The organism is Microbacterium sp. SORGH_AS_0862 (assembly GCF_030818795.1).
Classification (GTDB): Bacteria; Actinomycetota; Actinomycetes; order Actinomycetales; family Microbacteriaceae; genus Microbacterium.
The window spans coordinates 1,260,819-1,273,322 of the sequence record NZ_JAUTAY010000001.1 but is presented as its reverse complement, the minus strand read 5'-3'; the positions used below and the strand labels follow the sequence as shown (position 1 = coordinate 1,273,322).

Genomic DNA, 12,504 nt, shown 5'->3' with positions numbered 1-12,504 from the left:
TGCGGGAGTGGAGGGGGAGTTCCCCTCCACTCCCGCCCCATCGGCGCAACGCATGGCTCTCGAGATCACGCACCTCAGCAAGGACTTCGCAGGCACTCGCGCTCTCAACGACGTATCGCTCCACGTCCGTCGCGGGAGCGTGCATGCCCTCCTCGGAGGCAACGGATCGGGCAAATCCACGACGATCAAGATCCTTGCCGGTGTCTACGCGGCCGACGCCGGGGAGCTCGAGGTCTTCGGCCGACGCGTCGACCTCGCGGGATTCACCCCTTCCGACGCGCAGGGAGTGGGACTGAGGTTCGTCCATCAGGATCTCGGGCTCTTCGATGATCTTTCGATCGAGGAGAACTTCGCGCTGGATGACGGATATCCACGTCGCGGACCCGGCATCGACTGGAGTGGACTGCGTCGACGGGTCTCATCGACCCTCGCCGCCTACGAGCTGGATCTGGATCCCCGCACCCCGGTGCGCGCGCTGCGCCCCTCCGACCAGACCATGGTCGCGATCGCTCGGGCGCTGCAGGACCAGGACGGTGAGCAGGAGCGGATCCTCGTCCTCGACGAGCCGACCGCCCGACTCGCCGCCCAGGAGTCCGAGCTGCTCTTGGAGCGCGTGCGCCGGCGCGCCGATCTGGGGCAGACGGTGCTCATCGTCAGCCACCGTCTGCGCGAGGTACTCGCCGTATCGGACGACTTCACCGTCTACCGCGATGGGCGCCTCGCCGCCGCGCTCGTCGACGAACAGCCGAGCGAGGAGCGTCTGATCGAGATCATGGCGGGTCGCTCCGTGCAGGCTCTGCGTGCCACCGGGGAGGCGGAGCATCGCGAGCACCGACCCGTGCTGCAGGTGACGGACCTGCGCGGCGGGCCGATTCGCGGCGTCGACCTGACGCTGCACGAGGGAGAGATCGTCGGCCTCACGGGGCTCGTCGGGTCCGGGCGGTCGAGCGTGCTGAACATGCTGTTCGGTGTGCACCGCCCGGCCTCGGGAACCATGCGTCTTCGCGGTGCCGACTATGCGCCGCGTCACGTGGGGGACGCGATGACGTCGAGTGTCGCGCTGGTGCCCGAGGATCGCGTGCGGGAGGCGTCGTTCATGGACCAGTCGGTCGTTGAGAACCTCGCGGTGTCGACTCTGTCCGAAAGGTGGACCCGAGGGTTCATGTCCCGTGCGGCGGAGCGGGACGACGCCCGCTCGCTCATCGAGGAGTTCGGCGTGAAGGTGGCGGCGCCGGAGGCGCCCTTCTCGTCGATGAGCGGAGGCAACCAACAGAAGGTCGTGCTGGCGCGGTGGATGCAGCGCGGACCGAGAGTCCTGCTGCTGGACGAGCCGACACAGGGTGTCGATGTCATGAGCCGCGCCGACATCTACGACAGCATCCGCCGTGCCGCTGCGTCCGGCTGCGCGGTTCTGATCGCCTCCAGCGATCTCGCCGAGATCCACGCCCTGTGCGATCGCGTGCTCATTCTCAGCCGCGGAAGGATCTCCGATGAGGTCGCCGCGGGAAGCCTCGACGTGGACGGGCTGACGAGCCTCGTTCTCCGTGAGAAGACCGTCCCCGACGACCCGATGGAGCAGAAGCCATGACCGACACACGAACCCCGACGACCGCGACCGTCTCGGTGCCCGTCGTGCGCACACCCGCGCCGCTGCGAGTGCTCGAGAAGTACGCCCTGCCGCTGCTGACGGTGCTCGTCTTCGTCTTCTTCTCGTTCTTCTCGCTGTCGGCGGCATCGTTTCCCACGCTGAACAACATCACCGTGATCCTGGGCAGTCAGGCGGTGGTCGCCCTCGTCGCGATCGCGGCCCTCTTCCCGCTCGTCGCGGGCTACTTCGACTTCTCGCTGGGCGCGAACGCTGCCATGACCCAGGTGATGACGGCGGGGCTCATGTCCGCGTACAGCGTCCCGCTGCCCGTCGCCATCGTCATCTCCCTCGCCCTCGGGGTGCTGGTTGGCGTCGTCAACGGCTACTTCGTCACCCGGTTGCACATGAGCCCGTTCGTCACCACGCTCGGCATGTCGATGCTGCTCGCGGGCCTGATGGCGTGGTTCACGGGAGGCCGCACATTCGTCAGCGGGATCGATCCGGCCATCATCCTGTTCGGCTCCACGCGGCTTCTCGGGGTGCCGCTCGTGTTCTACATCACCTTGGCCGTCGGTCTCGTCGCCTGGTACTTCTTCAGCCACACGCCGTTCGGTCGTTCGCTGTACGCCATCGGCTCGAACGCCACGGCCGCGAAGCTCGTCGGTCTGCCCGTCACCAAGAACGTCTGGTGGAGTTTCATCGTCGCAGGCTCCATCGCAGGTCTGGCCGGCGTGCTCCAACTTGCGCGGGTCGGCAGCGCCACCGCCTCCGATGGCGGTCTCATTCTGTTCCCCGCGCTGGCGGCGGTCTTCCTGGGTGCCACGACGATACGGCCGGGGTTCTTCAATGTCTGGGGGACGATCATCGGCGCGGTCTTCGTCTCCGTTTCGGTCAGCGGGTTGGCCCTCTCCGGGGCGAGCGGATGGGCATCGAACGTGTTCAACGGCGCCGCGCTGCTCGCCGCTGTCGCCTTGTCGACCTATCTCGGACGGTCGCAGCGGCGTGGGTGAGCGTGAGGGACGTGCGTACGCGGGGACGACGTGGGCAGCTGATGCGAAGGAGTCGTTGTGATCGACAAGGGCGTAGCGTCCGCGGCGTTCGCCGTGGCGGACATCGCCGACGGAGCCAGCTTGGCCGTTGGCGGATTCGGTCTCTCCGGCAATCCGATGGCGTTGATCGAGGCGGTCCTCGCACAGGGAACACGGTCGCTGAGCGTGGTGTCCAACAACTGCGGCGTCGATGACGGCGGCTTGGGCGTGCTGCTGCGCGCCGGCCGCATCCGGAAGATGACGTCGTCCTACGTGGGAGAGAACCGCGAGTTCGAGCGGCAGTTCCTCAGCGGGGAGCTCGAGCTCGAGCTGGTGCCCCAGGGCACCCTGGCGGAGAGGCTGCGTGCGGGAGGAGCGGGCATCGCCGCGTTCTTCACGCAGACCGGGGTCGGAACGCAGGTGGCGGAAGGCGGGCTGCCGCAGCGGTACGCCCCCGACGGAGGCGTCGCGGTGGCGTCTGTCGCGAAGGAGGTGCGGCGCTTCGCCGTGGGCGGGACAGAACGCGAGTACGTCCTGGAGGAGGCCATCGTGACCGATTACGCCTTGGTTCACGCCTCGCGAGGGGACCGGCACGGAAATCTTGTGTTCCATGCGGCCGCGCGCAACTTCAATCCGCTGGCGGCCATGGCGGGGCGTGTATGCATCGCGGAGGTCGAGGAACTCGTAGAGCCGGGTCGGATCGATCCGGATGACGTCCACCTGCCCGGCGTCTTCGTGCACCGCGTCGTCGAGGTCGGGGACCGCATCGACAAACCGATCGAGAAGCGCACGGTGCGCGGGGGGAGCGGACGCTGATGGGCTGGTCGCGAGAGGAGATGGCTGCGCGGGCGGCGGGTGAGCTCACAGACGGGGCCTATGTGAACCTCGGCATCGGATTGCCCACACTCGTCTCGAACCACGTTCCCGCCGGGATCACCGTGGTGCTTCAGTCGGAGAACGGCATCCTCGGAGTCGGGCCCTATCCGACCGAGGAGGAGCTCGACCCCGACCTCATCAACGCAGGCAAGGAGACGGTGACGGTGCTTCCGGGAGCCGCGTTCTTCGATTCCGCGATGAGCTTCGGGATGATCCGCTCCGGCAAGGTCGACGCGGCCATCCTGGGAGGCATGCAGGTGTCTGCCTCGGGAGACCTGGCGAACTGGATGATCCCGGGCAAGATGGTCAAGGGGCCCGGCGGCGCGATGGATCTCGTCCACGGCGCGGCACGGGTCATCGTTCTCATGGAGCACACGGCGAAGGACGGCTCAGCCAAGATCGTCGAGGAATGCAGCCTCCCTCTGACGGGCCGGGGTGTGGTCGATCGAATCATCACGGATCTCGCCGTCATCGATGTGACCCCCCGGGGCCTCGAGCTGATCGAGCTCGCCCCCGGTGTCTCGATCGACGATGTCGTGGCGGCGACGGCGCCGCCACTGCGGCTGCGCAGCGCCTGAGAATCTCAGCGCACACCTCTCATGAGCCGCAGCACGGGCTTCACAGCCAGCAGCAGCGCGACGCCGAGGGCGATCGCGATGACCCCGAGGATCGAGAAGTAGCCGACCTCGTTCTCGGGGTCGTAGTACTCGCCCATCTGCCCGGCGATCGCGGTGCCCAGCGCCACCGACAGAAAGAACAGCGCGACCATCTGAGTGTGGAAGATCGTCGGCCCGAGCTTCGTCGACACCGAGAGACCGATCGGCGAGATGAACAGCTCGGCGACCGTGAACACGAACAGGATGCCGATGACGCCCAGCAGCGGTGTGGTGTTCTGCCCGCCGTTCGCCCAGATGAGGAACAGCCAGAACGCGAGGCCCATGACGATCGCGCCGATCGCGAACTTGACGGGCGTCGACGGCTGCCGCCGGCCGAGTTTCGTCCAGAGGGCCGCGAAGACCCCGGAGAGCAGGATGATGAACACCGGGTTGATCGACTGTACCCACGAGACGGGCATCTCCCAGCCGAACAGGTCGCGGTTGAGCCGTTCATCGGAGTAGATCGTCAGCACCGTGAACTGCTGCTGGTAGAGCGACCAGAAACCGACGCTCACGACGAACAGCGGAATGAACGCGTAGACCCGTGAGCGTTCGGTCGCGTCGATCCGCCGAGAGCCCAGAATGACGGCGAAGTAGGCGATCGCGGACACGATCGTGACGACGATGACGACGAGGGCCAGGTTGTCGGCGCGCACGATGCCGAGCAGCACGCTCGCCGCGATGACGGCGACGCCGGCCGCGGCGATCCCGATCCACAGCGCGCGCCGCTCGCGCGGCAGCGGATTCGGCACGGCGCGCGCCTCGGCGGGCAGCTGGCGACGCCCGAAGGCGTACTGCACGAGACCGATGGCCATGCCGACCGCCGCGAGGCCGAAGCCCCAGTGGAAGCCGGCGACCGACTGCAGCAGCCCGGTCACCAATGCGCCGAAGAACGCCCCGAGGTTGATGCCCAGATAGAACAGCGAGAATCCGCCGTCGCGGCGGGGATCGTCGTCGGCGTACAGCGTGCCGACAACGGATGTGGCGTTGGCTTTCAGTCCGCCGGAGCCGAGGGCCACGAGCGCGAGGCCGATGCCGACGCCCGCGAAGCCGGGCAGCACGGCGAGCGCGATGTGCCCTGCCATGATCACGATCGCGCTGAAGAACAGCACGCGTTCGGAGCCGAGCAGGCGGTCGGCGATCCACGCGCCGAGGATCGTCGAGAGGTACACGGCGCCTCCGTAGGCGCCGACGATGCCGGTCGCGACGGCCTTGTCGAGGCCGAGCCCGCCCTCGGTCGCGGAGTAGTACAGGTAGATCAGCAGGATCCCCTGCATGCCGTAGAAGCTGAACCGCTCCCACATCTCCACGCCGAACACGTGGGCGAGTGCCCAGGGCTGTCCGAAGAAGCGGGTGTCGCGCGTGGTGCTCTCGGGCGCAGTCATAGTCGCCACCGTATCCGGGCGGCGCCGCTCCGTGCGGGAGGTTGGTGCCGGGTGATCAGCCCGCGACCGGAACGGATGCGGTCGCCGCCGCCTTGAGCTCGCTCTCCACCGCATCCAGCCAGAGCGTGAGAGAGGCACGCGCCTCGGGGGTGTCGGGGTAGCGGCAGCGCAGATGCAGCCCGGTGTCGTTGATGACGAACCAGATCATCACGCCGTTCGTGCGGATCACCGCGGAGATCCACGATGCCTGCGGGTCGTCGACCGCCACGGGCAGGCGACGCGTGTCCAGCCATGACAGCGCGAACATGCCCGGAGTGCGAGGCATCCCGCCGCGCGGGGCGAACACGGGAGCGAGGGGATGCGAGCCGAGCTGCAGTGCGCGGCGGACATCCGCGGCGCACGCGGCCGGGTCGCCGTCCTCGCACTCGATGACCGAGTTCGTGATGAACCAGCCCACCGCATCCGTCCACCGCGGATCGTTGCGGCTGTGCACGGGGAACACGGCACGCAGGGGCGCGTCGGCGACACGACGGGTGGCGCGCGTGACCGCCGCGAGCGCGACCGCGGTCGGCCGCACGCCGCGTACGTCCGCGACCCGGGTCAGCTCCACGACCTGTGCGGGATCGAGGACGTCGCGCACCTCCACGACCTCGTCGTGGGCGCGGCTCATGTCGCCCAGCGGAAGCGGGAAGCGCGGCATGGCCTGCCCGCCGGCCGCGAGCAGTCGCTCCCACTCGTCGCGGACGCCGGCGGGCGAGTCGCCCATGGCCTCCAGCAGCGCGGTGTGCTCGGCGAACGGATGCGCGGGCGCCAGGTCCGCGTCCTCGCCCGCCTGCACGCGGCGCAGCGCGCGATCCAGGTCGCGGCCCAGCACCAGGAGGGACCACATGTCGACATGGGCGTGGTCGCTGCCGATGACGACGACCGGCTCGCCCGCATCCGGCTCCACGAGACACAGCAGGAAGGAGCCCGCCGCGTGCGGGCGGCAGCCGGAGTCGAACGCCTCCCGCAGCGCCGTGGTCATGCCTGCGTCCGTGGCGTGGGTGCGCCACACGCCGGGCGTCTGCTCGCCCGCGAACAGCCTCACGCGCTCGCCCGCACGGAAGACGGTGCGGAGGGTTCCGTGACGGGCGACGACCGCATCCCATGCCCGACCCAGTGCGTGGCGCTCGGCGCCTGCGAGCCGGAACGAGATCGCCATCCACGATCCCGGACGATCGCCCTCTCCGACATGGCGGCCCTGATCGAACGAGACGGGCAGCTCCTCGTCCGTCGCTTCGATCGCGACGTCATAGCTGTGCAGTCGCCCGGTCGGGAGCCGGAGGTGGGCGACATTCGTGAGGCGCATGGCGCCGTAGTCTAAGGGGCGCAGATTGCGGGCAGTGGACGGGTGGGAACGGAGACGCGGATGCCGTCGCTACGTGTGCGGGGAGCGAGTCTCGACTACGACATCACCGGCGACGAGGGGCCCCTCGTCGTGCAGTTGCACGGACTCACCTCGAGTCGCAGCCGCGACGCGCAGCTGGGTCTGGATCTCGGCAGGGCGCTGCGCGGTCACCGCATCCTGCGCTACGACGCGCGCGGTCACGGACGCTCGAGCGGCACGGAGCGCGAATCGGACTACGGCTGGGATGCGCTGGCCGAAGACCTGCTCATGCTGCTGGATGCGGTCGCGCCCGGTGAGAAGGTGCACGGCGTCGGGCCGTCGATGGGGACGGGAACCCTGCTGCACGCGGCGGCCTCCGACAGGCGGCGATTCTCGACGCTCACCCTCGTCACGCCGCCCACCGCCTTCAAGCGGCGCCGGGCGCAGGGCGATGTCTACCGGGCGAACGCAGAGCTCGTCGAGCGCGGAGGGCTCGCCGCCCTGCTCGAGATCGGCAACACGGCTCCCGTTCCGCCGGCCCTCGCGGACGCACCCGAGACGCGTCCCACCGTGCCGGCCGAGCTGCTGCCGATCGTGCTGCGCGGGGCGGCGGCCACCGACCTTCCGCCCAAGAAGCGCATCGCCCGTATCGAGGTGCCGACCCTCATCCTCGCCTGGACGGGTGACCGCACGCATCCGCTCAAGACCGCGCGGACGCTGCGTGAGCTCATCGACGACAGTCGCCTGATCGTCGCCCGCAGCCCCTACGGCGTGATGGCTTGGCCCGGCCTGTTCGCCGAGCACGTCACCACCCGCGCCTGACGCCGCTGTCCCGGGACGAGGCGGGCGCTCGGCACCGCCTTCCTCTTCCCGCGGCCGAGAGCCCGACGGGGTCGGATGCGGGCGCGTTCTACAGTGAGAGCATGCGGCTGCAGTTCTTCGGCGGTTTCGCGGCCGAGGATGCGGCGGGCTCGCCGATCGAGGTGCGCGGATCGCGTCAGCGTGCGCTGCTGCTGCGGCTCGCGCTGGATGCGGGGACGACAGTCAGCTACCGCGCCCTCGCAGAGGACGTGTGGCCCGGCGACGCCCCGGAGGATCCGCGCGCGTCGCTGCAGTCGCTGGTGTCGCGGATGCGGCGGACGCTGCCGGAGGGGATCCTTCGCGCGGACCCCGGCGGCTACGCGCTCGACGTCGCCCGCGATGACGTCGATCTCGTGCGCTTCGCCGACCTCGTGCAGGCGGCACGCGCCGGCGCGGACCCCGCACCCCTCGCCCGCGAGGCGCTCGCCCTGTGGCGCGGCGAGCCGTGGCTGGCCGACGGCTTCGACTGGGTACTGCGAGACCTCCTCGAAGACCGCGCGCACGCGGAGCGGCTGACCCGGGGTGCGGCACCGTCGACGCAGGAGGCGCCGGAGCCCGTGCCCGCGATACCCGCGGCTCTCACCCCGCTCGTGGGTCGGGGCGAGGAGCTCGCCCTCCTCTCCTCTCAGCTGCTGACCTTCCGACTCGTCACCCTGCTGGGTCCGGGCGGGGCGGGAAAGACGACCCTCGCCCTCGAGACCGCCAGGCACCGGCCGCCCGCCGTCTTCGTCGAGCTCGCGCCGGCCCAGCCGGGCGAGGTCTGGGGCGCGGTGGTCACGGCGCTCGGGCGCAGCATCCGACTCACGGACAATCCCGCGGGTGAGCTCCCCGCGGCGGAGAGCGTGCTCGCCGCCCTCGCGGGCCGGTCCGTGCTGCTCGTGCTCGACAACGCGGAGCACGTGCTGCAGGAGACGGCCGAGGTCGCGGCGACCGTGCTCGCGGTGCCGGGCGTCACCGTCCTGGTGACGAGCCGTGAGCCCCTGGGGCTGTCCGGCGAGGCGTTCGTCGAACTCGGCCCGCTGCCGGATGCGGACGCCACCGCGCTTCTCGCCGCCCGCATCCTGGCCGCTCGCGGAGCGGCGCCCGCCCCGGAGGAACTCCCCGCCGTCGAGCGCATCGCGCGGCACCTCGACGGGCTTCCCCTCGCGTTGGAGCTGGCCGGCGCGAAGGCGCGCACCCTCGGTATCGACGAGCTGGAATCGGGTCTGTCCGACCGCTTCGCTCTGTTCGACCGCGGTCCCCGCTCGGCCGCAGCGCGCCATCAGACCCTGCGCGCGGTCATCGACTGGAGCTGGGATCTGCTCGGCGAGCCGGAGCGCGAGGGGCTGCTCGCCCTGGCCGTGTTCCCGGACGGCATCGACGCGGCGGATGCGGGCGAGGTCGCTGCGGCCTTCGCCCTGCCCGCGAGCGTGTTCGACGAGCTCGTCGACCGCTCGCTGGTGCAGCGGGCGCGCGGCCGGTTCCGCGTGCTCGAGACGGTGCGCGAGTACGGGATCGAGCAGCTCCGCCGCCGGGGCTCCGAGGACCGGTCTCGCGATACGCAGGCGCGGGTGCTCGCGCGGCGGGCCCTTGAGCGAGACGCCGAGCTGCGCACCCCCGCGGTGCGTTCCGCGATCGCGTGGTTCGATGCCAACGAGGAGAACCTGGCGGCCGCCACCCGCTGGAGCGGCGCGCGGACGCAGATGAGCGAGACGGCCGTCGAGCTCGTGCGGGCGCAGATCTGGGCGTGGATCATGCGCGAGCGCCTGGAGGCCTTGCGCGCCGCCCTCGACCTGGTCGGCGCCGATGCCACCCTCGGCTCCGAGGCGGGCGTGGTGATCACGGGAGTGCAGCTCATCTTCGCCTCCGCCGACGCACAGATCTCGGGAGGCTTCACCGCCGAGGACGCCGACCGGATCGCCGAGGCCGCGGCGGCGCATCCGTCCGAGCTGTCGCTGATCCTGCCCGTCCTGCTGAGAGCCCAGGCGCGAGCCATCGGCGACGGCCGTCCCGGGACGCCCTGGCTGCCGAACTTCCGCCTGGACCCTGCCGACCTCGAGGGCGCACCGACGTGGTCCCGTGGCGTCGTGGCCGCGATCGAGGCGGCCATCGCGCAGAACGGCGGCGACATCGAGCGCCTCGACCGCCAGAGCGAGGAGGCGCTGCGCCTGCTGCGCGAGGTGGGCGACACGTGGGGGATCGCGCTCGCGAGTCAGATGCGCTCCGAATGGCTCATGCTGCATGGCCGTCTCGAAGAGGCGCTGGAGATCACCGATGCGGCCAGCAGCGCGCTCGAGGGGCTGACCTCCGTCTCCGATCAGCTGCAACAGCAGGCCTTCGCCATCGTGCTGCTGGTGCGGCTCGGCCGCATCCGCGAGGCGCGGGAGCGCCTGGCGGGGATGCAGGACGCCGCGCGCCGTGACGGATCCGACCGCGCGGTGCTTCAGGCATCCCTCACGGCGGTGACCTTCGAGGTGATCGTCGGAGACGGGGACGCGGCGCTGGCCATCCTCGAAACGATGCCGCCCGCGCTGCGGGACGGATCCCTGCCAGGGATTCCCCCGCAGATCCACGCGTGGATGTCCTCGCGTCATGCCCAGGCGCTCGTGCTTGCGGACCGCTTCGACGAGGCGCGCGACGAGGTGCGCGTCGGCATCGAGCTCGCGATCGGATCGGGCGACCAGCCGATCATGGCGGATGCGGCGCTCGCCGCCGCGGAGCTGTTCGCCGCGACTGACCGCCCCGATGACGCGCGGCGCGCTCTGGCGCTCGCGGCGGTGCTGCGGGGCCGGTCCGACGAGACGGATCCCGTCGTGCAGCGCGTGCGGGCGAAGATCGGAACGGATGCGGGGCCGGACGCTTCCGCATCCGGCCCCGCAGATCTCGCCGACCTGGTGGCGCTGCTCTGAGTCAGGCCTTGCGCATGTAGGCGCGCACGGTCAGCGGGGCGAAGATCACCACGATGACGGCGGCTCCCGCGAGCGAGACGAACAGGTCGCCGCCCACGACGCCGGAGTTCGCGAGGTCGCGCACGGCGGTGATGAGGTGGGAGATCGGGTTGATCTCCGCGAACCACCGCAGCACGTCGGGCAGCGTGTCGACCGGGACGAAGGCGTTCGAGAGGAACGTCAGCGGGAACAGTGCCAGCATCGAGATGCCCTGCACGCTGGCCGCGGTGCGGGCGATCACGCCGAAGAACGCGAAGATCCAGCTCATCGCCCACGACGAGACGATCACGAGCAGGCCCGCGCCGATGACGGCGAGCACGCCGCCGCCGGGCCGGTAGCCCATGACGAAGCCCATCCCGAAGGTGAGGGTGGTGGCGATCGTGTAGCGCAGAGTGTCGGCCAGCAACGCGCCCGACAGGGGCGCGATGCGGGCGATCGGCAGGGAGCGGAAGCGGTCGAACACGCCCTTGTCCATGTCCTCGCGCAGCTGTGTGCCGGTGACGACGGAGGTGGTCACGACCGTCTGCACGAGGATCCCGGGGATCAGCAGCGGCAGGTAGTTCTGCACGTCGCCGGAGATCGCGCCGCCGAAGATGTACGCGAACATCAGGGTGAAGATGATCGGCTGCAGCGTCACATCGACGAGCTGCTCCGGTGTGCGCCGGATCTTCACGAGGCCGCGGTACGCCATCGTGAGGGTGTTGCTCACCGTCTGCGACAGGCTCGTGCGGTTCTTCAGTGTCCGCTCGGTCGCGGGCACGATGCGGTGGGGTGCGAGGGTGGTCATGCGCTCACCATCTCTTTCGTCTCGGTCTCGTCTGCGGTGCCCGCACCGGTGTCGTGTCCGGTGATGGTGAGGAACACCTCGTCGAGGGTGGGTTTCTGCACGCTCATCTCGGCCAGACGCACGCCGCCGGTGCGCAGGGCCAGGAGCAGGTCGGTGACGCGGTCCGCATCCGCCATGGGAGCCGTGATGCGGGAGGCCTCGGGGGAGAGCGTGGCGCGGACCCCGAGCACGGTCTCGACGATCTCGAGAGCGGATGCGGTGTCCGCCGTCTCCGAGACGCGCAGCTGCAGGCTCGCGGTCCCCACCGATGCCTTGAGCTCGTCCGAGGTGCCCTCTGCAACGACGCGGCCGTGGTCGATCACCGCGATGCGGTCGGCGAGCTGGTCGGCCTCGTCGAGGTACTGCGTGGTCAGCAGGACGGTGGAGCCGCCGGCGACGAGCTCGCGGATCGTGTCCCACATCTGCCCGCGGGTGCGGGGATCGAGGCCCGTCGTCGGCTCGTCGAGGAAGATGAGCGGGGGCTGGGCGATGAGCGAGGCCGCGAGGTCGAGGCGCCGCCGCATCCCGCCGGAGAACTTCTTCAGCGGGCGGCGGGCGGCGTCGGTGAGGCCGAAGCGCTCGAGCAGGTCGGTGGACTTCGCGCGTGCGTCGGCACGGCTGAGTCCCAGCAGGCGCGCGAAGATCATGAGGTTCTCGGTTGCCGAGAGGGTCTCGTCGACGGAGGCGAACTGGCCCGTGACGCCGATGAGCTGGCGCACGACCTGCGGCTCGGCGGTGACGTCGTGGCCGAAGATCTCGGCGCGACCCGCATCCGGACGCATGAGCGTGGCGAGCATGTTGATGGTGGTGGTCTTGCCGGCGCCGTTGGGGCCGAGCACGCCGTAGACGGTGCCGGTGGGAACGAGCAGGTCGACGCCGTCGACCGCGCGGTTGTCGCCGAACACCTTGACGAGGCCTTCGGCCCGGACGGCGGGAGGGAGTGAGTTGGTCATGGGGAGCCTTTCTGCTGGCGTGCTCCCAGAGTGCGCCG

At 70.2% G+C, this 12,504-nt stretch carries 10 protein-coding genes; 6 read left to right on the top strand and 4 right to left on the bottom strand.

Annotated features, from left to right (window positions below):
• Positions 1-52: 52 nt before the first annotated feature.
• Genes QE377_RS05870 through QE377_RS05855 form a run of 4 tightly spaced genes read left to right on the top strand, consistent with a single transcriptional unit; the run spans position 53 to position 4,070 of the window.
• Positions 53-1,588: a sugar ABC transporter ATP-binding protein gene (locus QE377_RS05870; RefSeq protein ID WP_307320532.1), complete on the top strand. Its 1,536-nt coding sequence runs from the start codon at positions 53-55 to the stop codon at positions 1,586-1,588.
• On the top strand, positions 1,585-2,598 hold the full coding sequence (locus QE377_RS05865) for an ABC transporter permease (protein WP_307320529.1): 1,014 nt from the start codon (positions 1,585-1,587) through the stop codon (positions 2,596-2,598). The genes QE377_RS05870 and QE377_RS05865 overlap by 4 nt, the downstream gene beginning before the upstream one ends.
• A 57-nt stretch (positions 2,599-2,655) precedes the next feature.
• On the top strand, positions 2,656-3,432 hold the full coding sequence (locus QE377_RS05860; RefSeq protein ID WP_307320525.1) for a CoA transferase subunit A: 777 nt from the start codon (positions 2,656-2,658) through the stop codon (positions 3,430-3,432).
• Positions 3,432-4,070, top strand: coding sequence for a CoA transferase subunit B (locus QE377_RS05855; protein ID WP_307320522.1), 639 nt, complete (start codon positions 3,432-3,434; stop codon positions 4,068-4,070). Before QE377_RS05860 ends, QE377_RS05855 begins: the two co-directional genes overlap by 1 nt.
• A gap of 5 nt (positions 4,071-4,075) precedes the next feature.
• Here the strand turns inward: QE377_RS05855 and QE377_RS05850 are convergent, their stop codons facing one another.
• Both QE377_RS05850 and QE377_RS05845 read right to left on the bottom strand, forming a co-directional pair.
• A complete protein-coding gene (locus QE377_RS05850; protein ID WP_307320520.1) occupies positions 4,076-5,533 on the bottom strand; it encodes a peptide MFS transporter in 1,458 nt (485 codons plus the stop codon).
• Positions 5,534-5,588: 55 nt separating this feature from the next.
• Positions 5,589-6,881 carry a condensation domain-containing protein gene (locus QE377_RS05845; RefSeq protein WP_307320517.1) on the bottom strand — a complete coding sequence of 431 codons (1,293 nt, stop codon included), beginning with the start codon at positions 6,879-6,881 and terminating at the stop codon, positions 5,589-5,591.
• A gap of 60 nt (positions 6,882-6,941) precedes the next feature.
• On the opposite strand from QE377_RS05845, the gene QE377_RS05840 reads away from it, so the two are divergent.
• The gene (locus tag QE377_RS05840) at positions 6,942-7,721 is read left to right on the top strand and encodes an alpha/beta fold hydrolase (RefSeq protein ID WP_307320514.1); all 780 of its coding nucleotides are present in this window, start codon (positions 6,942-6,944) and stop codon (positions 7,719-7,721) included.
• A gap of 101 nt (positions 7,722-7,822) precedes the next feature.
• Positions 7,823-10,648, top strand: coding sequence for a transcriptional regulator (locus tag QE377_RS05835; protein WP_307320512.1), 2,826 nt, complete (start codon positions 7,823-7,825; stop codon positions 10,646-10,648).
• A 1-nt stretch (position 10,649) separates the two neighbouring features.
• Here QE377_RS05835 and QE377_RS05830 read toward each other — a convergent pair whose 3' ends face one another.
• Positions 10,650-11,474, bottom strand: coding sequence for an ABC transporter permease (locus QE377_RS05830; RefSeq protein WP_307320510.1), 825 nt, complete (start codon positions 11,472-11,474; stop codon positions 10,650-10,652).
• Entirely contained in the window at positions 11,471-12,466 is a 996-nt protein-coding gene (locus QE377_RS05825) for an ATP-binding cassette domain-containing protein (protein WP_307320506.1), read from the bottom strand. The genes QE377_RS05830 and QE377_RS05825 overlap by 4 nt, the downstream gene beginning before the upstream one ends.
• Positions 12,467-12,504 lie beyond the last annotated feature (38 nt).